This is a genomic window from Schaalia turicensis (assembly GCF_019380255.1).
In the GTDB taxonomy this organism is placed as follows: Bacteria; Actinomycetota; Actinomycetes; order Actinomycetales; family Actinomycetaceae; genus Pauljensenia; species Pauljensenia turicensis_A.
Genome location: NZ_CP048928.1, coordinates 1,714,647 through 1,738,487 on the forward strand (window position 1 = coordinate 1,714,647; position 23,841 = coordinate 1,738,487).

Sequence of the window (23,841 nt, forward strand, 5' to 3'; positions counted from 1 at the left end):
TTGTCCATGAGGGTGTCAGTGGCGTGCGTCGGGGCAGATCCCCGATCACTACTCAGCCCACACACGTACCGGATAGGCGACCAGACCTTATGGAGCGTAACTTCCGCGCTAAGCACCCCCATCAGCTCTGGGTTGCTGATATTACCTATGTCCGCACCCGGGCCGGGTTCGTTTACACAGCGTTTGTCACCGATGTATTCTCACGCATGATTGTGGGCTGGTCCACCTGATCAACCATGCGAACCGAGGCATTGCCATTGGAAGCCCTTGATCAGGCGATTAGCCAGGCCAAAGGGGAATCTCGCCTCGCTGGCCCACCACAGTGATCATGGCTCTCAGTACGTCTCCAGCGCTTATGGAAGTTTGCTTGCCGAGCATAGTATCGCCTCGTCCACTGGAACAGTTGGAGACTCTTACGATAACGCTCTAGCAGAAACAATCAACAGGCTATACAAAACCGAGCTGATCTACTCCCAGACCTGAGCAGGAGTGACGGAGGTCGAGTTCGCGACAATAAACTGGGTCCACTGATGGAACACCACTAGGCTCCACAAAGCTCTTGAGCACCACACCCCAACCAAGATCATCACAACTTATAACCAGACCCACGCCAGACAACTGGCACCCAATTTAAGAAGCAGAACAAAACCCAAGACACTTCATTTCGCGCTCAAATTGACATGAGGCACCACGTACTTTTCATGACAGAAGTAGTATTTAGAAATTACAGATAGACCCGGTAGCGTCTTCGCCACAACGACTGCACACAAGATCTCAGGGCAGCAGTAACCACGGACATTTTCTGGGGATACTTTCAGGGTAGAAAATCTACCTTTGAGGACGGGCGGGAGGCTCAAAACCCTCCCGCTTGGCGTGGGTTTTATACCGCTTAGTCCAGATTACTTGTACTGCCGGCAATAAGGCTTTTAACTGTAAGTAGCAGATACACAAACATCCTGGTTTTACGCAATATTGCTGGTTAATACGAGAGGAAAGGAATTGGAACGGAATGAAATTCACGCTCACGATTGATCCCGCCGTAACCGAAACTATCGTGACGGTAACGGCGCGGGAGGTCGATGCTGAGGTGCAAGCGATTCAAAGGCTTGCTTCCGGTAGCCTAGATAGCTCTTCCTCCCCCGCAGTCGAGCGCCCGCTTCGCCGCCTCATCGGGACAAGTGGCAATGACGCCACGGTGTTGGAAGTGCGTGCGATCCTCGCGTTCTTTACTGAAAAGAAAGCGGTGTTTGCCCACACCAGTAAGGGTGATTGGCGGATCAAAGCCCGAATGTACGAACTCGAAGAATCTCTACCTGCAGGCGATTTCGTACGTATTTCACAATCGGAGATTGTCAATATTGCCGCGATTAAGAAACTTGATCTTTCTTTCTCGGGAACGATTAGTGTGCAGCTAAAAGATGGCTCGCGCTATTACGTCTCCCGCCGACAACTTCCAGCTTTCAAAGCCAAACTTGGAATCTAACCCCCGCAGAAAACCCCTAACTCACGCAAAGGATAAAACCCATGGAAACTAAAAGCATAATTGGTCTCACCCTGGTAGGGGCTTGCATTGGGATCACTATCGGCACCAGTATCGAACTTATTTTTTCTTCTCTTTCCTCCTCTAGCTATTACCCGGGAGCTCCAGAATTCTTAAACAGTTTTGGAAACGAAAACGTGGCAGTATTGATTGAGCGGCTTATTTACGCAGCCTACGGCATAATCAGCAGCTTCGCGGGGTTGCTTTATCGTAACGAAACCCGCCCGCTTATCCTCAATACCGCCCTGCATTTCGGGATCGTACTTATCTGTGGCATCGCAGCTGGCAGTTACCTTAAATGGTGGAGCTCTAGCTTCGATATGCTCGGCGTAATCATCACAATAGTGCTTATCTATCTACTGATTTGGCTATTCAATTGGCTAGCGGCTCGCGCCGAAGTCAAAAAGATGAACCAAAAATTGCGATAAAGCCGGGTTAAGCACCACCCCATCGACGACAACGAGGTGCACAAAAAAGTGTCGTGACATTGCAAACGCAATGTCACGACACATACCAGAGCGGAGGGCGAGGGATTCGAACCCCCGGTGCCATTGCTGACACAACGGTTTTCAAGACCGTCACCTTCGGCCACTCGGTCAGCCCTCCAGTGGGATTCAGAGTACATGAAAAACATTCAAACTCAGAACCGAACAAACACCTGGGGCCGCGGAATGCATCATGATGACACAATCCGTGGCCCCACGGTAAGCGAGAAGATCAGTCAAGCGTGGCCGGCCTCGTCAATCAGTAACGGAGCCACCACCCCACTGAGATTCTCAGTGGCGGAAGTGGAACAGGTTCCACGACTTCTTATCCGACGGCGCCTCTTCCGGATGATCCAACAGTCCGCGCGACAGGGAGGACGCGTAGGGCGGCCAGAGCGGAACTCGGACGGCAAGCATCGCCTGAACAGCGTGGTACACATCCCAGCGCGACGACTTCGCCGCAACAACGGACTGGTTGTGTGCGTCGAGGCGACGAACCCAGCGTCCCGGCTGAGAAATCAGGTAGTCATTAGCGAAATCAAGGAAGGAACGGTAGCAGTGTTCGAAGTGCTCAACCTCGCCGGGAGTGACGCCGTCATCTAGGTAGGCACGACGCAGGGACGCCGCCGCGGTAATGCCCTCACAGACAACCCACTGCTGGTGTTCATCTTCCCCTGGGACGGTCTCACCCATGGCATCAACGCAGGTGGCGAAACCGGGTTCGCCATCGCAACGACGCCAACCATCAACGCGGGCGCGTTCAAATAGTTCGAGGCCCATTTCCATCAGATAGTCGGGCACGGTGCGATCCATGGAACGTAGGCCGGCACGAATCTGCAGGGCAAGGCGCGACCACTGCAGAGCATGGCCGGTGACGTAGCCGTGGTAGACGCGACGCCCGTCGGTCTGCCCCTGAGGTTCTCCGGTCAGCGGCCGCCATGAGTTGTCGTAGTACTCGGGCAGGCGCCAGTTGTTTGTGGACGCGGTGCGATACGCGAAGGCCGCCATCGCTTCGGCGCGTTCGAGCCAGACGGGGTCGGTGGTCGCTTCGGCGGCAGCAAGGTAGGCCTCGGCGGTGTGAAGCAGAGTGCCCATAGTGCGTACCGGCAACGCTTGCGTGAATGCTTCGTCGAATTGATCAACGACTAGGCCATTTGGTTCGATCCAGTGGCGTTCTTGGTCGTGGAGCAGGGTGGTCAGCAATTCGTGGGCAGCCGGGCGGTTGGCGACCGCGGCTGCGGCAACACCAAGGATCACGTACGCGTTGTGGTACTGCGACTTGTCACGGACGCCGTCATCCCACGGGACGCCGTGTCCGTCGGCGTCAGGGTCAGACTTGATGGAGGTCCACATGCCCCCGTTGACAGGGTCAACGAAGTAGCGATTCATACACTTGATGGCATGGTCGGCGTAGCGACGTGTGCCAGGCAGGCCCATCAGAACACCCAGCGAGAAGACGTATGCCATTCGCGCGGTGACGGCAAGGTCGATGCTTCGGGTCGGGTCAGGTTCGCCCTGATCGGTCAGATGCGCGAAGCCCGTGGGCACAATCGCCCCTTCTGCTTCGGCGATTAACGCTTGCATTTGGGCTGATAGCCACCTGTTGTGCTCAATAGAGTCGAACCACCCCACGAGGGCCTCCTGCATCATCTTCGTTGCATGGTCACGTACGCGCACCGGAGTGACCGGCGTTACATATACTAACGGTATTGGTGCCTCGTCTGCGAATTCGGTTCACGAATACTGTCACTTTTCGCTTTTCATTCATCGACGAGGCCGGCTCCACTTACCTATTCACCTACCCATTTTGTTTCGCCAGTCGAAAATGGCTCCCCATTTCGGCGCACGAGTGTCAGACTGTGACCATGCATGAAAGAGCTGGCACCATCGCCCTTCCAGAAGACCTCATTAACGTCGACGAGGTCGTTTCCGCTTACTACGACATCGAGCCCAATCCGGCCAAGGTCGAACAGCGCGTCTCATTCGGTACGTCCGGTCACCGCGGATCGAGCCTGAATGGCACCTTTAATGAAGCACACATCGTTGCAACCACCGCGGCGATCGTTGAGTACCGTGCAGCCCAGGGTTTTGATGGCCCGCTGTTTATCGGTCGCGATACCCACGCTTTAAGCGAGCCCGCCTGGCGCACCGCTCTTGAAGTTCTGGCTGCCGCCGGTGTGCGCGTGAAGATTGATGCTCGTAATTCCTACACGCCCACCCCGGCGGTTTCTGTTGCCATCCTTGGCGCCAATGGCGCGCCCAAGGCTCTGCGCACATCCGGCCCGGGCTTGGCTGATGGCATTGTTGTTACCCCGTCACACAATCCGCCGCGCGATGGTGGTTTCAAGTACAACCCGCCTCACGGCGGCCCGGCTGATACGGACGCCACCGGTTGGATCGCGAACCGCGCAAACCAGATCCTCGAAGATGGCTGGCGCAAGGTTCCGCGCATCATCGGCACCTCGTTGTTCAACGATGAGCACCTGGAGAAGTTCGACTACCTGACCTACTACGTCGACCAGCTGGATACCGTCATTGATATTGACGCGATTCGTCGCGCCAATGTTCGTATCGGTGCCGATCCGCTGGGTGGCGCATCGGTTGACTACTGGGCAGCGATTGCTGAGCGTTACGACCTGGACCTGACGGTTGTGAACCCGACCGTTGATCCGGCGTGGCCGTTGATGACGCTGGACTGGGATGGCAAGATCCGCATGGACTGCTCATCCCCGTATGCAATGGCCTCCCTGCGCCAGGTAATGACGCCGGACGCTAATGGCAAGACTCCGTATGACATTGCTACCGGTAACGATGCTGACTCGGACCGTCACGGCATCGTCACCCCCGACGGTCTGATGAACCCGAACCACTACTTGGCAGTTGCGATCGAGTACCTGTTCACGCACCGCCCGAACTGGCCGACGGATGCTGCGATCGGCAAGACGCTTGTTTCATCGTCGCTGATTGACCGCGTTGCTGAATCCATCGGCCGAAAGCTGATCGAGGTTCCGGTTGGCTTCAAGTACTTCGTCCCCGGTCTGCTTGATGCGTCGGTCGCTTTTGGTGGCGAGGAATCTGCCGGAGCTTCCTTCCTGCGCAAGGATGGCACGGTCTGGTCGACGGATAAGGATGGCATCATCCTTGCTCTGCTGGCTTCCGAAATCACGGCTGTCACCGGTAAGACACCGTCGCAGTTGCACGATGATCAGGTTGCTCGCTTCGGCGCTTCGGCCTACGCCCGTATTGATGCGGTTGCGAGCCGTGAAGAGAAGGCAAAGCTTGCAGCCCTGTCATCTGACGACGTGACTGCGACGGAGCTTGCTGGCGAGGCCATCACCGCGAAGCTGGTGCGCGCCCCGGGTAACGACGCTGCGATCGGTGGTCTGAAGGTGACAACCGAGTCCGCATGGTTCGCCGCTCGCCCGTCCGGCACCGAGGACGTCTACAAGATCTACGCCGAGTCCTTCAAGGGGGCCGAGCATCTTGCCCAGGTCCAGGAGGCCGCGAAGAAGGTTGTGTCTGATGCCCTTAGCTAAGTCTGAGTAGCAAGACATTCGCTTGACGAGGCCGTCGGGATTCAGCAGAATCCCGACGGCCTCCTGTGTTGCGAAACCGATCTGTCCCTGCAGGGATACTCACCGCCACATGGGCTAAGAAGGCACAGCTCAGTAGCCCCATTAAGAACGGCCTTGCCGTGACAGCTTCGCCCCCGCTATCAGCCGCGCAAATCCTTACACCCATGCCTACCGACACCTACATAGAAAACGCCTGGAAACAAGCCAGCCTGAAACACCAAACCGACGGAGTTATCCCACAATGGGCAGATGCCATCGCATGAAACGAACTACACCACTCCACCCCATACAACAACGCCTGGGACTACCCCCCCAGCAACACAATTTGTCCTATAACCCAAAACTTGCCACCGTCCCTCCCGACATCATGACCTTCAACGGCACCGCATTCCAATACAAGGCTCACCCACTGCAGGTCCACGTCAGCAAGCGCATCCGCGTGTGGTTCCTCGAAGCGGCCACGACAACTTCGTCAGCCACGCCATGAGTTACGCCGAAAAGGGCCAGCAAGAAACCTTCGAGGTCACCGAATAGGGGTGAGCAACCCCTCCATGAGACCAGTTCGCCACATCGATAGAATGCAAAGGTGTTCAAGTCATACGCGGAAGTCCTACGCCTCAACAGCGCATGGAAATTCTCGATCTCCGGGCTCATCCTGCGACTGCCCATGTCGATGATCGGTATCTCCATCATCCTACTGATCAAGGCAACCTACGGTAACTACAGCCTTGCTGGCCTAGTATCCGCCGTGAACATCATCGCGACAGCTCTGGCCGCACCCACACTGTCCCGACTGGTCGACCAATACGGCCAAACAAAAATCATGGTGCCGTCCCTGATCATTTCTGTCGCTAGCGTGTCCGGCATGCTTGCGGTCGCACTGCTTCATGCGTATCCCGGCCTCGTCTGCCTTTTCGCAGCACTTGCCGGAGCGACCTGGGGATCCCCATCCGCGCTCGTCCGCTCACGCTGGGCAAAAACCGTACAACGCCCCCGCCAACTCACCACCGCATACGCCTACGAATCCGCGATGGACGAAGTCGTCTACACGCTCGGCCCTGTACTCTCAACAGTCCTGGGCACCGTTTTCCACCCGGCACTCGGCATCATCCTGATCGTCGTCTTTGTCCTCATCGGAGGCATCGGATTCTTTAGCCAGCGCGCAACCGAACCTGAGCCCTCGCCTCGACCTACCGGTCACCGCCGTTCATCCGTGATCCGTACACCCGCCGTCATTGTCCTCGCCCTTACCTACGTCGGCGCTGGCATGATGTTCGGAGCAAACGACGTTGCCGTCGTCGACTTCGCGGACGCACTCGGCTACCCCGCAATGTCGGGCGTCCTGCTCGCACTCTTCTCGCTGGGATCAATGTTCGCTGCGCTCGTCTACGGTTCGCGCACCTGGCAAGCCCCCATGTGGAAGCTCTACGCGATCGGCGTCTTCGCGCTCGCCATCGGGTCAAGCATGTACCTTCTGGCACACTCACTCCCCGTCATGGCCGTCATCATGCTGATCGCAGGCGTCGCATGCGCGCCCACCATGACGAACGTCAATATGATCGTCGCGCGAGTCGTCCCCTCTGAATCCCTCACCGAAGGACTCACCTGGATGTCGACCTCCCTCAACCTCGGCTTGTCCATCGGGTCAGCTCTTGCCGGCCCTGCCATCGACACGCGCGGATCGTACGGCGGATATCTGTTCATGGTGGTCGCAGCCTGGCTAATGGTGCTGCTCATGCTGGCTGGACTGAAGATCGTGCGTAACGCGACGAGTGGCGCAACCTCGACTGCCGAAGTGGCACCCGTGCCAGACGAAAGCAACACCCCCTCCGCGTCGGGCCATGCAACGCAGGAGCAGGACGCGGACGGGCAACAAATCGGGCACAATGGAAGCTGACCCTCAGGAGATACATGCTCGCCGAACCGCTTATCGATGACGAAACCCCGTCATTTCTGCTCGCACTGACCTCGTCAGTTGGCGAGGCAAGCTCCCGTATCCTCGCACGCGCATTGGAAGAGTGGGGCTTCATCCCCGGCATTGTCGGCTTCGGTGGGCACGGTTCCACGCGCAGAGCGCGCATCCTGGGGCGCGTGCTCATGGAACGCACCGCCGACCAGCGTTCGTGGCTGGCCGAGCGACGCGGATGGCGCCAGTTCTTCGACGCCCAGGTTCCTCGTCAGCCTGTTCTGGTCACGGTTGGTCGCCAGCGTCGAATTACTTTCGCTGATCGCGGTGGCTACATTGACCTGACTGTCGAGGGTCATGGTCTGACGCCAGGCTGGCATGACGCGTCGATTCAGGTTCTACACGAGGGGGATCTTCATACCCTAGGCATCGGCGAAGGCGAGAGTCTGACAACGCAAGATGCCCTCCGCCTGTCGGGACAGACGGGACACGGGTCGCAGAGGATCCGCGCAGGGAAGCCCGTTTCCGTTGCGTTGCGCATCGCTGGTGATAACGAGAAGTTCGGCGTCGTGTCTGACATTGATGACACGGTGATGGTGACGATGCTCCCGCGTTTGGTCACTGCCGCGAAGCATTCCTTCGTTGACCGTGTGTCGTCGCGAGAGGCTGTTCCTGGGATGGCGGGCTTCCTGACGTGTTTAGCGGACATGGCGCACCGCCAAGCTTCGGCTCACCGCCAAGCTTCGGCTCACTCGCACGCCCCCCACCCCCAAACCAAGGACAAGCACACTCCCGTAACTTCGGCTGAATCGACAATCCCCCAGACTTCCGTCGACTCCCAGCACGAGGCGTTGCACGCTCCTCTTATCTACCTGTCGACGGGTGCGTGGAATGTTGTGCCCGCACTTCGCGACTTTCTGGATCGCCTGAATTATCCGCGTGGCGGGTTCTTGATGACGGATTTTGGGCCGTCGAATACGGGTTGGTTCCGCTCGGGTTTTGAGCATAAGCGTCGCGAGTTGCGAAGGCTTGCTCGGATGTTCCCGTCGATGAAGTGGTATTTGGTTGGCGATGATGGGCAGCGCGATCCGGAGATTTACGCTGAGTTCGCGCGTGAGCACCCTGAGAATGTTGCGGGGATTGCGATCCGCTCATTGTCGGAGATTGAGCAGTTCATGTCGCACGGTACTTTCGAATGCCTGTATCCGGATGCGTTACGCACAGTGCCGAGTTCGATTCCGGTGTGGTTCGGCTCAGACGGGGACGCGTTGAGGGAACATTTCCGTTCCGTGTTCTAGGGTGCTGGGGTACGAGGCCGCGCCTACATCTTCAGCTTGAATACCTACTCTGGGCGCGATAGGAAACTGGATATTACCCGGATAAACGCGTGGATAGCACGCGTTTTAGCACAAGAACAGGTATGCCTAGGCGCTAGGAATACCAGGTCGAACCGACCTAGCAGTCAGGAAGCAGATTCTTCCGTCGCAGCTTCTTCAGGCGCGCCGGACTCAGGGGTTTCGCCCGATTGCCCGGACTGGCCCGACTGTGCGCCGAGCTGCCCACCGTTTGCGATCAGCTCAAGGTCATCATCAGACAGGGGCAGGCACTGGGCAGGAGCTGTAAGAGCATCGGTGGACTTGAGGATTTGCTGGATTTCATCAGCGCTCAATGCGCCGTCATAGAACGTGCCCAGCAGAACGGTGACAGATTTGTCGGTTGCGTCGGTCAGGACGACCTTCGAGTTCGGGAAGAATCGCGCGACCGTGTATGCGTCAACAACGCCAGCGATGCCGGTATCAATTTCAACAGTTCCAGCGTATTCGGTGGAGTAGTTACCCGGTTCAGCGGGGGCGAAGCCTGCTGCGGTCAGCATTTCTGTTGCGTCAGAGGCGATGCCTTGACGCGACGTGGTGTTCAGAACTTGAACTTTCACCGATGCGGGGTCAACCGGGAGTGCTTTTTCCGGTGGGCACGGTACTTTACCGCTGGTGGCGAACTTTTCTGCTTTCGAGAAGGAGTTGCCAAAGGGAGCTGAAACAATTCCCGTCAGAATCAGCGCACTGAGCAATGCAAGAACGAGCATGATGACGATCGTCACAGCGAACGTCATGTTTTGGCGACGCTGGCGTTCTTGAAGGAAGCGCTGACGAGGGCTAAGTGCGGGATGCGGTTGACTCACGTCTTTAACCTACTCGAAAAGTGGCCGATTCGGCAGGTTCGCAACACAACTATGGTCTGTCGTACGTTCGCTTTTAAAAGTCGAAGTGCATTTTTGCCCAGAAAGAGTAGCGTGTTAGGGAAAGCTAACTTTGTGAAAGGACCACGATGGGTTTCCTCTCTGATGACCTGCTTGCCCGTATTCACGAGCGCGCTACCGTTCACGATCAAGAGAACACGTTCCCGACAGACGATCTGGCTGACCTGCGCGAAGCTGGTTACCTGGCCGCTTTTGTTCCGAAGGAATACGGTGGCGCAGGCCTGAGCCTCGTTGAAATTGCAGCGGAGCAGACGCGACTTGCGAAGGCAGCTCCGGGCACGGCGCTTGGCATCAATATGCACCAGATCATCGTGGGCCTCGGCCGTCACCTAGTGCGCAACGGAAACGATCGCGGCGAACTGATCCTGCGCGACGCGGTTGCCGGTGAGCTTTTCGGGTTCGGCATTTCCGAGCCGGGCAACGACTTGGTTCTTTTCGGTTCGATCACGAAGGCGACGCCGGATGGCGAGGGTGGCTACTCGTTCAAGGGCACGAAGGTCTTCACGTCTCTTGCTCCCGTGTGGACACGCCTGCTGACCTTCGGTCGCGATGATTCGGGCGAGGACGGCCCGCACTCGGTGTTCGGCATCATGCACCGCGAAGATGGCGGTTTCACGATCAAGGATGATTGGGACACGCTCGGCATGCGCGCGACCCAGTCGAATACGACGATCCTCGAGGGCGCTCACGTGCCCGCCGATCGTATTCTGACTCGTTGCGAGCCCGGCCCGTCAAAGGATCCGGTTGTTTTCGGCATCTTCTCGAACTTCGAAATTCTGCTGGGCGCCACCTACCAGGGCGTGGGCGAACGTGCGGTTGAGGTCGCTGCCGAGCACGTGAAGACTCGCAAGTCGGTGAAGAACCAGACGGTGTACTCGAACGATCCGGATATTCGTTGGCGTATCGCCGAGGCCGCGCTGGCAATGAACGCGGTTGGCCCGCAGATCCGCGAGCTTGCTCGCGACATTGATGCCGGTGTTGACCGTGGTCCGATCTGGATGCCACAGTTGTCGGCGGCAAAGAATGCTTCCGCCGAGGCCACTCTTCGCGCAGTTGAGCAGGCAATTCGCGCGTGCGGTGGCTCGTCCTACTACAACCGTCACGAGCTGTCTCGCCTCTACCGCGATGCTCTCGCTGGTCTCTTCCAGCCGTCGGATCAAGAATCGTTGCACGGCGCGTGGGCGAACGTGGTCCTTGGCCCGATTGAAAAGTAAGGCTCACCTCGACGCAAGCGGGAAGGCTACGGGATCACCCAGTCGGCGCAGATAGTCCAGTTCGTAGTTTTCCCCAATTGACGAGGCCGGCGCCCCTCACACCACGACAGTGTGTGAGGGGCGCCGGTGCGTTTCAGGGGCGCGAGCCTATGAGGCGCTCGCATGTTCCCTTACTCGCGTGTTCCCTAGTTGTGGCGTTCAGACGTGGAGCTCATTGGTTCCAGATGAACTGGGACGGCAAGATTTCACCCTTGGTATCGAACATCCAGCCTTCGCGAGCAACAGCGAAGGAATTGCCGGAAATCGTGTTCCAACAGGAGATACCGTCTTGAGTTGAGATGCAGGCGACATTTCCGTTCTTCACGTACGAGCCGTACGCGAGGGAGCTGATGTATTTGCCGTTCATCGGCGGGTCAATGTTGGAGCAGGAATAATTCGTGTTCTTGGAGTCGACGGTGAAGAGTGCGCCTCGGTTGTCACCACACACCTCATACCCGGCCGCGCCAGTCCAGTGGGTTTCATTGATCTGGCAGGAAACCATGTCTCCGCCAAGAGTGCAGATGATATTACCGGACGGAGCTGAGAACGTATCAGCAACCATGGCGCTTGACGGCGCCGGATACTTTTCTTTTACCTCTGGCTTCGCCGACTGCGGTTGCGCGGGAGTTTGCGCCTGCGTATGTGTCTGAGCCGACTGCGTCATTGAATCAGCGGACGTGTCGCTCGACGAACCTGAATCAAACCAACCGGCGAATGCTCCAACAGCGCCAATAGCAAGAACGATCGCGATCACCGCTAGGACGGCCAGAATGATCACCAGTGTTTTGTTCGTGGAGTTCTTTGCAGGCTGCATCGACACGCCCTGAACGGGGTATTGTCCCTGGTAGTTCATGGGCTGTTGGTATCCCTGTTGCGGGATTGTACCTGCGGGCATGTAGCCAACGGGCATCTGCCCCTGGCTGGGCATGGTGACTTGGTCAACCGTGGTTTCTGGCTCTTCTTCGACCTGAGTAGACTCAAGGGTAACGTCCTGCGCCGGCTCTTGTACCTGAGTGTCCGGCTGTTCAATCGCATCAACGAACGTTGGGGTTGAGGCATCGGCCGACTGAGCCGTAGGTGCGCTAGCTGGCACAGCCCCCGCATCGAATGCACGACGCTGTGCGACTGCAGCGACAACCTCTGGATTGCCAAGTGACTCCATCCAGTCAAGCAGGCCAGCGTAGGCATTCGGGTGGGCTGCGATTGCCGTATGCAAGTCTGGACGCACCGCAGCAATCAGACGAAGATCATCTGCGCTGGTGTTGGGGTCCGCGACAGCGAGTACCGCATCGGGAGCATTTTCAGACGTAGCCATGGCATTCCTTCATATCTTTGGCACACGAGTTGTCTTGCGACCATTGAGCTTGTGCTATTCACTCTAGCGTTCACCATGGGCAAATCGCGGTGTTCGCGCGCGTGAAACGATCTGCATTCACCTCATGCCCGCTCTATGAAGGTACGTCACCGACAGCTAGGGCATTCAAGCAAGCCGGCGCGTGAAGGTTTCAAAGCCGAGCGCCTCGCACGCATCTGCGAGCGCCAGTACTTGCTCATCCCATCCCGCTTGTTCGGCGATGAAGGCATCGGGGGTTCCTTGGGCGCGAGCCTGCTGGAGCGCGAACGAGGCTACCCCGCGCTCTTTGAGCGCGAGAGCGACATCCAGTCCATCCCCCGGCCCTCCGGGGTAGACGGTCAGTCGGACCTCGTAATCAATTCCGGCAACGACAGGCGTAATGTGCGCGCGGGTCCCGGCCTCGTCCCCCATGACTCGGCTGGCGTGCGCACCGCGGTGCGCTTCATCGGCGTAGTCGAGCAGGATGTCGAGGGCTTCCCACGCTTTTTCTCCGCTGCCGGGGCGGGCGACGACGGATGGGTAGTTCTCAGGGAGTGCCTTGATGTCCAGGCCGACCCAGTCGACGAGCCCTTCTTCGAGGAGGGTGCGAAGGCGCGCGGGATAAGCACCCGCGGTGTGCAGTCCGACGGCAAATCCGAGGTCTCGAACACGTCTCATTGCGGGGATGAGCGCCAACTGACGTGTCGCTTCCCCGCCAGAGAAGACGACGCCGTCAAGTAGGTCGTGCCGTCGCGCGAGTAGGCGTTCCAAAGCATCCCACGCGACGACGCCCGGGATTCTCGGGTCGAGGATCGCACAATTCTGACAGTACGCGCACTCCCACGGGCACCCCTGGCAGAAGACGGACGCGACGAACTTTCCCGGCCAGTCCACCGTCGACATGGGGACAAGTCCCGCGATTTGCAGGTCGTCGGGGGTAAATTCACGAGGCCCGGAAGCGAGCGTCAGACCGATTTGACCAGTGTTCACCGCTCGCCAACCGGCGGGAACGCAGACACCAATTCGCCGTGGTGGGAAGCGGCATCCTCGCTGAACATTGTGCGCTCAGCGTATTCGCCCTTCTTGCCGATATTGAAGGACTGGACTGGGCGGAAGTAGCCCATGACGCGGGTCCAGACCTCGCACTGCTGGGGCTCGCGATCCGGGTGGGCGGCGGCGCACTTTTCGCACGTCTCATGCTCGCCAGCCAAGTAGCCGTGAACAGGGCAAATGGAGAAGGTCGGCGTGATCGTGATGTACGGGACCTTGAACGCAGTCAGGGAACGGCGAACCAATTCCTTGCACGCTGCGCCGGACGAAATGCGCTCACCCATGTACAGGTGCAGAACCGTGCCACCCGTGTACTTCGACTGCAGGACTTCCTGATCCTCCAAAGCCTGGAAGGGGTCGTCCGTGTAGGAAACGGGAAGCTGGGACGAGTTCGTGTAGTACGGCTCGGTCGCGGTTCCCGCCTGCAGGATGCCCGGGTAGCGCTTGCCATCTTCCTTCGCGAAACGGTAGGTCGTACCTTCAGCCGGCGTCGCTTCGAGGTTGTAGAGGTGGCCTGTGGCTTCCTGAAGCTCCACCATACGATCACGAATATGGTCGAGGATGCGGACGCACATGTCGAAGCCGCGTTCATCGGTCAGATCGTAATCATCGTGACTGAAGTTTCGGACCATCTCGTTCATGCCGTTCACGCCGACCGTTGAGAAGTGGTTGTCCAGGCTTCCCAGGTAGCGACGAGAGTACGGGAACAGACCGCGATCCATGTGGAACTGGATCGTTTCACGCTTCAATTCAAGGGACTGTGAGGCAAGGTCAATGAGGTGATCAAGTTCAGCGATGAGGGCTGCTTCGTCATCGGCGAAACGGTAACCGAGACGCGCCATGTTGATCGTCACCACGCCGATTGAACCCGTCAATTCTGCCGAGCCAAACAGACCGTTGCCGCGCTTGAGCAGTTCGCGCAGGTCAAGCTGCAGGCGGCAGCACATCGAGCGGATCATGTGCGGGTCAAGGTCGGAGTTGATGAAGTTCTGGAAGTAGGGCAGGCCGTACTTCGCCGTCATTTCGAACAGGCGATCCGTGTTCGGCGTATCCCAATCAAAATCCGGGGTGATGTTGTAGGTCGGGATCGGGAAGGTGAAGACGCGACCGTCGGCGTCACCACCGGTCATGACCTCGATGAAGGCCTGGTTGATGAGGTCCATTTCATGCTGGAGCTCGCCGTAGGTGAAATCGCAGACCTCGTCGGCGATCAGCGGGTATTCCTCTGCCAGGTCATCCGGGCACGTCCAGTCGAAGGTGAGGTTCGTGAACGGGCACTGGCTACCCCAGCGCGACGGAACGTTGAGGTTGTAGATCAGTTCTTGCATGCACTGGACGATCTCGTCGTACTCCATGTTGTCCAGGCGGACGAAGGGCGCCATGTAGGTGTCGAACGAGGAGAACGCTTGAGCGCCGGCCCATTCATTCTGCAGGGTGCCAAGGAAGTTCACAATCTGACCACATGCGGAAGAGAAGTGTGCGGGTGGTCCGGAAGCAATCGCGCCACCCACACCGTTGAAGCCTTCCTGGATCAGGCGTTTCAGCGACCAGCCTGCGCAGTAGCCGGCGAACATGTCGAGGTCGTGGATATGGTAGTCACCCCGGCGGTGCGCTTCGCCAATTTCACGGGTGTAGACCTGTTCGAGCCAGTAGTTCGCAATGATCTTGCCGGCTGAATTCAGGATCAGGCCACCGAGCGAGTATCCCTGGTTCGCGTTTGCGTTGACTCGCCAGTCAGAACGGTCGAGGTATTCGTCGACAGTTCCCAGCGCATCAACGTCATAGCGCAATTGGGTGCTGGTGTTTTCCGCGAGCGGGGATAGTGTGGATGGCGAGGCTTTTTCAGGGGCGTTCATTGGTTGACCTTTGGCGATTCTTCGTTGAGGAAAAGCTCTGACCAGTGGAAACGGTGCGTTCCCAACGGTCAGACACGAACGCAAACACTACATCTAGTGCTTGCGCGAAACGCTCACCACTATATGTAGTTGCTCAAGTGAAATCGAGTCTCTTTGACGCAACACGCCCTAGTATCTTTCGATCACGACACACACCAACGCAAAAACGGGACCAACGTCCCGATCGTCGTTTTGAAGGCGGGCGAGTGTCGACTCTAGGCACGCGCCGGATAACAAGAATTAGCGTTCGTTCCCACTGAGTGAATCGACCTCATCAATGACCCAGCCGGAAATCACAACAACCCACAGTGTGCCCGCGATAGCCAGAATGCGCGCGCGACTGGGAGATTCTTCAAGGAACTCGGCGAAGCCGTATCCGGACGGTCCGGGGTTTGCGACCGCTGACACGTCTACGCCCGCAAGCGCCACAACTGTCAAGATCGAGGCAACGATAAAGCCAATCACCAAGGCCATTGCGACGTACGTGCGCATCCCGCCGATATGTCGTGTGCGGTGTTCAATCGGCGCCAATGCCAGCGCCCAGGCGCCACAAATCAGGAACGCGACAACGACGTCCGCGATCCGGTGCCACGCTGAGATCATCACCGATATCCCCATCAGGGCAGTCCACACCCAGCCAACCCACGCTGAAGGTGCGCGAAGCCACGGTGGCGCAACCATGACCAGAGCAAGCGCGATCGCCATGGCAACTGTTGTATGCCCAGATGGCAGGGAGTTTGCAACGTCTGTTGTCACGCCGAGGTTTGGCCGATCCAGCAGGTATTTTGCGATCTGAGTTGTTGCGTTAGCCCCGATCACGACAAACATTGCTCGACCCGCCAATGTTGGGCGACGACGGATCACTGCCACAACAAACACGATTGCGCCGACGATGATCATCACGGGAACAGATGCAATGGATGTGATCAGATGCGTCAGGTTGCCTGCGCTGTCACTCCAGCGGATCGCGGCTTCCATGAACAGGGTGTCCAGAGCCTGCCCAGCGGGCGTCGTGACGGCGACATAGCTGATAACAACTGCGCCGATCACACATGCGATCGCCGAAACGATCCTTCGACGAAGCCGGCGCGCATACCAGTGGCTCGTTGACGTCCCGCGGGCAGGTGCCTGTCTAGTTGGGGACGAGGCCGCGCCTGCTTGCGTGCCTCGTGGTCGGTTGAGGCGCGATGGTTGAGGCTGGCGCGCTTGGGGAACGTTTGGGCGTTGCATACGCGTGTCACCTCTTCGTGCCTGTTGCCTTGAACTGTCCGCTTCATCTGGTGAAAGTGTCGAAGCAGGACTCTGGGACTGTCCGCACCATTTTCGTGGTCTATACAAGTAAACGGTACGCACATACCTTATCGATAACCCGCCCATATCCGCTGAACAGAGCGGGTCAGGCGTGAACAAGCGCGCTTGAACGCGCCGGCGTACGCATACTTCGATAGAGTAAACCAACTCTTTCGAACGTCGTTCGCCGAATCACGATCCGTGGTGGTGGACGGCCTCGTTCCTTCATCTTCAGGAGAATCTGGATGTCCACGACGACGCCCGTCAGCACCGAGCGGATTCGGCAGTTGCTTTCCGATCGCGATGTTTCGTTCGGAGAATACGGCGAGGCCGAACTCGCGATCCCGACGCGCAACGCCGTTTTCTTCTGGAATATGTCGAACCCGCAGGTATTACAGTTGCGTGCTCAGTGGCGAGGAATTGCCACCGACGACGCTCAGTTCACCGCACTGGTCAACGAGGTTTCGGCGTGCAACTCGTCGCGCATCCTGCCCAAGGCGTACCTTGCTCCGCTCGAAGACGCCGGGAAGTTCGGCCTGATTGCCGAGTGCAATGTGGTCGCGTCACAGGGGTTCACGAAGGCTCAGCTGGATGCGTTCTGGGAGTCGTCGATGTCGATGATCCTGACGTTTATTACCGACTTGGAAGCAGCACTTCCAGAATTCGTCACGTGGTCTGACGAGCTTGATATTCAGGAGGACAACTGATGAGTGCTCCCTTTGCCGTCCCGAACGATGATCAGACTCCCTACCCGATTACTTTCGACCGTCTGCTCAAGGCGTTCTCGGATAAGAACTTCCAGGTGGAGCAGGTCAGCGAAGGCCGTGTTGCCGGTGCCATGTTCGATACGACGCCATTCCTCATCATGCTGGATACGTCGAACCGTTTCATCACGATCCGCGCGATGTGGGCAGCCGACATTCCGCTTGCGTCGTCAACCCAGCAAGTTTTTGCCGCCGCAGATTCGTGGAACCGCGAAATGTACTTCCCGACCGTCTACTCAATGCCGGACGAAGATGGAAACCTGCAGGTGTGCGCTGATTTCAGCATCGACGCGATCGCCGGGATCTCGAACGACCAGCTGTCCGAAAACATTGACGCAGGCATTTCGACGGGTCTGAAGGCGATCGAATACATGAAGCAGGCAGCCGAGCAGACTCTCGGTTGGACTGACCCGCGCAAGTGAACGAGGTTCCCGCGTCGGGTATAGCCGGTCAATTCGATGGTGAAACACCTGCGCGCGCCGACGCCTCCTTCGCCCCAATTCCGTCCCCGAATGCCGGTGATCTTGCGCGTCTGCTGATGGATATCGGTGCGGGCGATGATCGTCTGATCGATATGCACGTCATCGAAGGGCGGGCCGAGCGCACCGCTGAGTGGCCCACCTGGGTTGCACTCGACGTTGTAGAAGCATGGAAAGCACGAGGTGCTCTTCGCCCGTGGTCTCATCAGGTTGAGGCGCTGGATGCCATTGCATCGGGCAATGATGTTGTCCTCGCGACGGGCACGGGGTCTGGTAAGTCTGCGCCAGCATGGACCCCGATCCTCTCTGACCTGGTGAACGCCGAAGACTCCGGGCGTATTTCGCAGATTCGTCGTCGCCCGACCTGCCTGTATATTTCGCCGACGAAGGCACTGGCCGCCGACCAGATGGCACACCTGTGTGCGTTACTGTCAGCTGCACCCTCTGATTCTGCTCTGCGTCAGGTTCACGCGGTGACCGCAGACGGTGATACTCCGAGGGAAACAAAGGATTGGGCGCGAGCCAACGCCGACATTATTGCGACAAACCCGGACTATCTGCACTACGTGATGCTCCCCGGCCACGAACGCTGGACGCGATTCCTGGCTTCCTTGAAGTACATCGTCATTGACGAACTCCACCATTGGCGTGGCGTCGTCGGCGCTCACATTTCGCTGGTCATCCGCCGTCTGCTGCGCATCGCGCACCATCTGGGTGCTGATCCGATCATGATCATGCTGTCGGCGACAATCCGCGATCCCGAGGCCGTCGGCGAGGCTATGACCTCCCGCCCGTGCATCGGCGTGACCAACGACGGTTCGCCCGCTTCAGACCACCAGTTGTTCCTCTGGCAGGGGCGCCTCGTCCCCGATGAGGCCGAAATGGATATGAGCGCATTCTTGAAAGCGGTCGCAGGGGAAGAGACCGTTGTGGAAGCGCCGATGCGTCGCGTTTCTGCACAGACCGAGGCCGCGTCCCTGACTGCCGCAATGATCGAAAAAGGCGCGAATCTTCTGACATTTGTTCGTTCACGTGCGGGTGCTGAGTCGGTTGCGGCGCAGGTTCGCGATCAACTCTCATCCCGTGGTTCGCCTCTGGCCGGGCGTGTTGCCGCGTACCGCGGTGGCTTCTTACCCGAGGAACGTCGCGCCTTGGAATCAGCGTTGCGAAGCGGGCGATTGCGTGCGGTTGCCACCACATCTGCTCTGGAGCTGGGGCTCGATATCTCCGGTTTGAACGCGACGGTGACTGCAGGCTGGCCGGGGACTCGCGCGTCGCTCTGGCAGCAGATTGGTCGCGCCGGACGCGCAGGGGCAGGGGGCGTTTCTGTTCTGGTTGCGTCCGATAACCCGATGGATGAATACCTTGTTCACCACCCGGATCAGATTTTTGCCCCCGTAGAAGCAAACGTCATTGATGCCACCAACCCGTGGGTGTTGGCGCCTCATTTGTGTGCGGCGGCCTCGGAAATCCCACTGTCGCTTGAGCGCACTGATGGTGAAGATCTGGCGCTGTTTGGGGCCTCGTTCCCACGTCTTGCACGCCAGCTTGCCGACGAGGGCTACCTTCGCGAGCGACCAGCCGGCTGGTACTGGGACGCCACCCGTCAAGAGAGGGCCGCCGACCTGACTGACCTGCGAGGCGGGTCGGGAGACGTGCAAATTGTCGACGCACGCACGGGCGCGGTGATCGGCACGATGGACGCTGGATCCGCGGATGCACACCTTTTTGCCGACGCGATTTACGTGCATCAGGGGCGGACGTACCACATCGTGGAGTATTCACCGATGATGAGCGCCGCGCCTGCTAAGGAAGCGCGAAGTGGCGGGGGCGTGCCACGGGAGCGGAGTGCGGGCACGCTCGCACAGCCGGCCAGCGATTCTTTTGGGGGCCAACCCGACGCCGGCACCTCGTCCGCTCGGCCTCGACCTATCTCTTACATCGCGCCACCGACCCCTGAGGAGAAGCAACGGATTGCGCTCGTCGAAGAGGTCCGCACTCCCCTGCGTACGCGCGCCAAGCAACGTGTGTCCGTGTCGATCACGTCGATTGACGACACGTGGACATCCGACGATGGGCTTGTGACCTGGTCGTTTGGCAGTGTGGATGTGTCGACTCGCGTGACCGACTACGACCTGTTGCGCCTGCCGAGGCTTGAGTTCATTCGCAACATCGAGCTTCACCTGCCAACGCATACTCTGCCAACGAAGGCGGTCTGGTACGAATTGTCGCCGGCCGCTCAGGTGCAGTTGCGCGGATTAGGAATCGGGAACGAGGATCTGCCTGGAACGTTGCACGCGGTCGAACATACGTCGATTGGGCTCCTGCCCCTTTTGGCTACGTGTGATCGCTGGGATTTGGGTGGCCTGTCAACCGCGGAACATGATGACACGGGTCTGCCGACTGTGTTTGTGCACGATGCGTTCCGTGGTGGAGCTGGGTATGCTTCCGCTGGATTTGAGAACGCAGGTGAGTGGATGCGGATGGTGCTTTCAACCCTGGAATCCTGCGACTGCGAGGACGGGTGCCCGAGGTGCGTTCAAAGTCCGAAGTGCGGGAATGGGAATGAGCCACTATCGAAGGCTGGCGCCATTGTTCTGACGCGGTTCCTTGCCGAGCGTGCGCCGGGAGCCTGAAGCTTTTCTTTGTGCAACTGGGCTCTTCGAGAGTGTGGCCTGATCCTGGCAATACGCCACGTGATGGTGGCGTAGATGCTCCAAAGGGCCAAACCTTGCGGCTTGGCCCTTTGGAGCATCCCATCAACACAGAAAGAGTCTCCCGATAGCGTCTCCTCAACAATTCCGTCGGCGGTGACGAACCCTTGTGGTTCGTTCGCCGTATTCCTTTGTGATGACTATTAATGTAGACACCCAACCTGAGAAGACCACCGAATCTCCCTATGAAAATGCTGTGGGTTGAAGGCTATGGATTGAAGGGGCAACCAAAACCGTCAGCCTCTACCCGCAACCAACTACTCACGGGGTACAACGCACACATAAACAAGAGGGCTAATGCGGGCTCATGCCCATAAACAACGTAGCTGGGATACCACAAGGGGCTAAGCCTTACGGCTTAGCCCCTTGTGGTATCCCATCAACACAGTCAAGTCTTCGAATAGCGCCCTTTCCGTCAGTTACGAAGCGTCCAATTTCCTTCGCATCCGCTTTCCTCTTGATGCCTACTACAGTAGCGAGCTCTCCTTGGGAAACCATTGAGTCTTCCTTAAAGTTTTCTGAGAGTTTTTGCTTCCTTCACACATCAGGTCTCACGTTCACCTCACGTGTTCACAGGCCCAGCACGCGCGCAGGAACGAAGCATCACCGGAATATTCATGACAACAACCGACTGTCTGACAACAATTCGGGTATCTGACTCGACCACTTCGCAGCTCTCGAGATCCGCATCGTTACGAGCCACCACGTCGCCCGCCAGCTCACACGGTCTGGACCCCACGTCTTCCCACTGCGCAGTCGCCGACGCATCCGCGCCCGCGAGCGCTCCAAGGTCGGCGATCGCATCCAGACGAGCTTTCGCCGAATAGAGTGCACCTGCGAACACAATGTCCAGCAGGCAGATCAGCGCCAGCGCACAGATAGCGGTAACGAGGATCGTGCCCGAGCCCTCTTCCTTTTCCACCACCCGTCTACGAGGTTCCCGATTAGGCGGTGTCGTGCACGCTTTCATGGCACCAACGAGTCCTTTTTGGCTCTGATCGTGCACGTGTTGTCGCCAATGGTCAGTCCTGAAATCGCATGCCTTGAATACGTGGCGCGAGCTTCAACCCACTCACCGTTTTCGACAACTGAAACACTTGCCCCTTTGTGGGCAAGAGAGCCCAACGCTGTAGCTCCAACTTGGGTTGGATTCGCTACTCCCATCATCGCGGCACGCGCTGCTTCACTTGCCGAATGGCACAAGCTCTGACGCGCCAATACTGTGGAGGCAACACCGAGCACCAGCGCCAGCATCAGTGCGATGGCAACACAACCAATTGCCAATTCGACCGTCACTGAACCTGTTTCATCGCGACTCCGCTGTGTCTGTTTTGCCCCATCGGCTACACGAGCATGGAAGTGCCTGAAATGCGTATCTCCACGCACGCACCAGGCGAATCGCACCTTTTCGAGCCCTCGTTTCCACAGGCGCTGACCCGGCCAACGCGGTTTCCTTTCGATTCCCCGTGGGGAGGGGTATATACCCCTCCCCACTTCCACGTCAGTACTCACAATGACAGCGCCTGAGTGATGATGTTTTGAAGCAGTCCTTTCACGACTCCGGACTTCAAAACGACAATCAGGAGTCCAGCCAATCCAGCAGTGGCTACGGTCTGAGCACTATTACGGGTATTATGGAAGCATGGCAAGACACCCCGACTCCCGCTCGACCGACGCAGCTGGTACCTGCGTCATTTACACCCGCGTCAGCCAGGACCGCTACAAGACCGAGGACGCGGTCGAGCGCCAGGAGAAGGACTGCCGCAAGAAGGCCAAGGAGCTCGGACTGAAGGTGGTGGCGGTCTACTCCGACAACGACCGCTCGGCAACGGACGGCCGCATCCGCGACGACTTCGAGGCCATGCTGGCCGCCCGGCCCGAGGCGATCATCTCCTGGCACCAGGACCGGCTGCTGCGCCTGACCAAGGACCTTGAGCGCATCATCGATCTCAACGTCCCGGTCCACTTCTGCAAGTCCGGGAGCCTTGACCTGTCCACTCCGGCTGGGCGCACTGTCGGGCGCACTGTTGCAGCGTGGAGCCAGTACGAGACCGAGCAGAAGGCCCTGCGCCGCGTCGCCGCGAACGAGCAACGTGCGCAGAAGGGTGCGTGGCAGTTCTCCCGCAGGCCGTTCGGATTCGACCGCGTTGATGGTGAGATCGTGCATGTCCCCGATGAGGCCAAGGCGATCCGACAGGCCTACAAGGCCTACCTGACTGGGAAGAGCTACCAGGCGATAGCCGATGGCTGGAACAAGCGCGGCATCACCACGCCAGGCGGAAAGGCATTCCGTGCCATTGACGCCATGCACATACTGCGCAACCCGCGCATGGCCGGGATCGTGGTCTACAAAGGAGTCGTCTACCCCGAAGCCAAGCCACAATGGGAGCCCATCATCACGATGAAGGTCTGGGAGGAGTTCCAGCGGGTGAAGTCGGGGCGCAAGCAGTCGGGCGCGCCGTCGGCGGGCAAGCCTAAGCACCTGCTCTCCGGGTTCGCGGTCTGCGGGGTGTGCGGCGACAGGCTGTACGCCACCTGGGCGCTGCGGAAGAAGCGCAAGAACGGCACCCGCGCACCCTCATACCGCGTCTACACCTGCACCCGTACACGTTGCACCAGCATCGGCTCGGACCAGCTTGAGGCCCTGATCGTCCCCAGGGTGCTGGCCCAGATCAGCGACCCCCGCGTGATTGCTCAGCTGAAGCAGGTCCCCGACACCGCACCGCTCGAAGAAGAACTGGCCGCTGTGCGCATGCGCAGGAAAAACCTGGCCGAACTCGTGGGCGACGGCGTGCTGCGACCTGATGAGGCTAGGCCCAAGCTGGCGGCATTGGGACAGGACGCAGAACGGCTGGAGTCGCGCCTTGCAGCCATGCGTTCGGAGTCCCCGCTGGCTGAGCTCGCCCTGGCCGACCAGATACCCGACCGATGGGAGCGGCTGGACATCGTCCGTCGCCGCCAGATCCTGGAGGCGCTAGGGCTGCGGATCATCGTGAACCGCGCCGACCGTGGACCAGACGGCAAACGCGGCCCCTGGGTGCTCGACAGCCAGGGCAACCGCACCATCGACCCGGCACGGCTGCGAGTTGAGTGGATCGGGCAGCCATAGCCCGATGGCTCGCGCAGGCAGGAGGACTGCTCGCACCTGACAGGGCTCAGGGTTGGAGCGCGGCGGACAATGGCTGCGGATCGCTGCCCCACGGTTCCAAGAGCATCCAACCAGTGAGACGAACGGTCTCAGGATGAACGGTGCTGAAACAAAAACCCTGGTCAGCGGTAGGAAAGTGAAGCCAGTGCAGT

The 23,841-nt window shown here is 58.7% G+C and carries 20 protein-coding genes and 1 tRNA gene; 11 read left to right on the forward strand and 10 right to left on the reverse strand.

All coding sequences use genetic code 11. The features are described 5' to 3' along the window. The first annotated feature begins 89 nt into the window (after nt 1-89). The 3 genes from G5S47_RS08715 (at nt 90) to G5S47_RS07520 (ending at nt 1,968) form a co-directional block, all read left to right on the forward strand. The gene (locus tag G5S47_RS08715) at nt 90-230 is read left to right on the forward strand and encodes a DDE-type integrase/transposase/recombinase (RefSeq protein ID WP_006680413.1); all 141 of its coding nucleotides are present in this window, start codon (nt 90-92) and stop codon (nt 228-230) included. 779 nt (nt 231-1,009) lie between these two features. Continuing rightward, a complete protein-coding gene (locus tag G5S47_RS07515; protein WP_006680414.1) occupies nt 1,010-1,483 on the forward strand; it encodes a LytTR family DNA-binding domain-containing protein in 474 nt (157 codons plus the stop codon). Between the two features lie 41 nt (nt 1,484-1,524). Next, nucleotides 1,525-1,968 carry a DUF3021 domain-containing protein gene (locus G5S47_RS07520; RefSeq protein WP_103632951.1) on the forward strand — a complete coding sequence of 148 codons (444 nt, stop codon included), beginning with the start codon at nt 1,525-1,527 and terminating at the stop codon, nt 1,966-1,968. Between the two features lie 91 nt (nt 1,969-2,059). Here the strand turns inward: G5S47_RS07520 and G5S47_RS07525 are convergent. Both G5S47_RS07525 and G5S47_RS07530 read right to left on the reverse strand, forming a co-directional pair. Then, nucleotides 2,060-2,146 (reverse strand) — tRNA-Ser (locus G5S47_RS07525). Between the two features lie 170 nt (nt 2,147-2,316). After that, on the reverse strand, nt 2,317-3,657 hold the full coding sequence (locus G5S47_RS07530; protein WP_006680416.1) for an AGE family epimerase/isomerase: 1,341 nt from the start codon (nt 3,655-3,657) through the stop codon (nt 2,317-2,319). Nucleotides 3,658-3,890: 233 nt separating this feature from the next. Here G5S47_RS07530 and pgm point away from each other — a divergent pair, with 233 nt between their 5' ends. The 3 genes from pgm to G5S47_RS07545 all read left to right on the forward strand — a co-directional run bounded on the left by pgm (nt 3,891) and on the right by G5S47_RS07545 (nt 8,804). Further along, nucleotides 3,891-5,561 carry a phosphoglucomutase (alpha-D-glucose-1,6-bisphosphate-dependent) gene (pgm, locus tag G5S47_RS07535; protein ID WP_040318412.1) on the forward strand — a complete coding sequence of 557 codons (1,671 nt, stop codon included), beginning with the start codon at nt 3,891-3,893 and terminating at the stop codon, nt 5,559-5,561. Between the two features lie 625 nt (nt 5,562-6,186). After that, on the forward strand, nt 6,187-7,497 hold the full coding sequence (locus G5S47_RS07540) for an MFS transporter (RefSeq protein WP_006680418.1): 1,311 nt from the start codon (nt 6,187-6,189) through the stop codon (nt 7,495-7,497). 14 nt (nt 7,498-7,511) lie between these two features. Next, entirely contained in the window at nt 7,512-8,804 is a 1,293-nt protein-coding gene (locus G5S47_RS07545; RefSeq protein WP_219585498.1) for an App1 family protein phosphatidate phosphatase, read from the forward strand. 164 nt (nt 8,805-8,968) lie between these two features. On the opposite strand, the gene G5S47_RS07550 is transcribed toward G5S47_RS07545, so the two are convergent. Beyond that, nucleotides 8,969-9,685: a LytR C-terminal domain-containing protein gene (locus tag G5S47_RS07550; protein WP_006680420.1), complete on the reverse strand. Its 717-nt coding sequence runs from the start codon at nt 9,683-9,685 to the stop codon at nt 8,969-8,971. 146 nt (nt 9,686-9,831) lie between these two features. Between G5S47_RS07550 and G5S47_RS07555 the strand changes: the two genes are divergently transcribed. Next, nucleotides 9,832-10,977, forward strand: a complete 1,146-nt coding sequence (locus G5S47_RS07555; RefSeq protein WP_219585499.1) for an acyl-CoA dehydrogenase family protein — start codon at nt 9,832-9,834, stop codon at nt 10,975-10,977. Nucleotides 10,978-11,188: 211 nt separating this feature from the next. Here the strand turns inward: G5S47_RS07555 and G5S47_RS07560 are convergent, their stop codons facing one another. From G5S47_RS07560 to G5S47_RS07575, 4 genes are all read right to left on the reverse strand, one after another. Then, nucleotides 11,189-12,331, reverse strand: a complete 1,143-nt coding sequence (locus G5S47_RS07560; protein ID WP_006680422.1) for a variant leucine-rich repeat-containing protein — start codon at nt 12,329-12,331, stop codon at nt 11,189-11,191. A 165-nt stretch (nt 12,332-12,496) separates the two neighbouring features. Further along, entirely contained in the window at nt 12,497-13,339 is an 843-nt protein-coding gene (locus G5S47_RS07565) for an anaerobic ribonucleoside-triphosphate reductase activating protein (RefSeq protein ID WP_006680423.1), read from the reverse strand. Further along, on the reverse strand, nt 13,336-15,255 hold the full coding sequence (locus tag G5S47_RS07570; RefSeq protein WP_006680424.1) for a ribonucleoside triphosphate reductase: 1,920 nt from the start codon (nt 15,253-15,255) through the stop codon (nt 13,336-13,338). Before G5S47_RS07570 ends, G5S47_RS07565 begins: the two co-directional genes overlap by 4 nt. A 279-nt stretch (nt 15,256-15,534) precedes the next feature. Further along, entirely contained in the window at nt 15,535-16,524 is a 990-nt protein-coding gene (locus G5S47_RS07575; protein ID WP_219585500.1) for a phosphatase PAP2 family protein, read from the reverse strand. Nucleotides 16,525-16,829: 305 nt separating this feature from the next. Here G5S47_RS07575 and G5S47_RS07580 point away from each other — a divergent pair, with 305 nt between their 5' ends. Genes G5S47_RS07580 through G5S47_RS07590 form a run of 3 tightly spaced genes read left to right on the forward strand, consistent with a single transcriptional unit; the run spans nt 16,830 to nt 20,463 of the window. Beyond that, entirely contained in the window at nt 16,830-17,291 is a 462-nt protein-coding gene (locus G5S47_RS07580) for a YbjN domain-containing protein (RefSeq protein WP_179370019.1), read from the forward strand. After that, nucleotides 17,291-17,770, forward strand: a complete 480-nt coding sequence (locus G5S47_RS07585; protein ID WP_006680427.1) for a YbjN domain-containing protein — start codon at nt 17,291-17,293, stop codon at nt 17,768-17,770. The genes G5S47_RS07580 and G5S47_RS07585 overlap by 1 nt, the downstream gene beginning before the upstream one ends. Further along, complete coding sequence (locus G5S47_RS07590) at nt 17,767-20,463, forward strand: DEAD/DEAH box helicase (RefSeq protein WP_219585501.1); 2,697 nt, start codon at nt 17,767-17,769, stop codon at nt 20,461-20,463. Before G5S47_RS07585 ends, G5S47_RS07590 begins: the two co-directional genes overlap by 4 nt. 640 nt (nt 20,464-21,103) lie before the next feature. On the opposite strand, the gene G5S47_RS07595 is transcribed toward G5S47_RS07590, so the two are convergent. The 3 genes from G5S47_RS07595 to G5S47_RS07605 form a co-directional block, all read right to left on the reverse strand. Next, nucleotides 21,104-21,463, reverse strand: coding sequence for an Rv3654c family TadE-like protein (locus G5S47_RS07595; RefSeq protein ID WP_219585502.1), 360 nt, complete (start codon nt 21,461-21,463; stop codon nt 21,104-21,106). A gap of 44 nt (nt 21,464-21,507) precedes the next feature. Beyond that, on the reverse strand, nt 21,508-21,837 hold the full coding sequence (locus G5S47_RS07600; protein ID WP_219585503.1) for a hypothetical protein: 330 nt from the start codon (nt 21,835-21,837) through the stop codon (nt 21,508-21,510). 212 nt (nt 21,838-22,049) lie between these two features. Further along, complete coding sequence (locus G5S47_RS07605) at nt 22,050-22,190, reverse strand: DUF4244 domain-containing protein (RefSeq protein ID WP_257878441.1); 141 nt, start codon at nt 22,188-22,190, stop codon at nt 22,050-22,052. Here G5S47_RS07605 and G5S47_RS07610 point away from each other — a divergent pair. Beyond that, nucleotides 22,184-23,650: a recombinase family protein gene (locus tag G5S47_RS07610; RefSeq protein ID WP_219585504.1), complete on the forward strand. Its 1,467-nt coding sequence runs from the start codon at nt 22,184-22,186 to the stop codon at nt 23,648-23,650. The two genes, G5S47_RS07605 and G5S47_RS07610, sit on opposite strands and share 7 nt — an antisense overlap. Nucleotides 23,651-23,841: the final 191 nt, after the last annotated feature.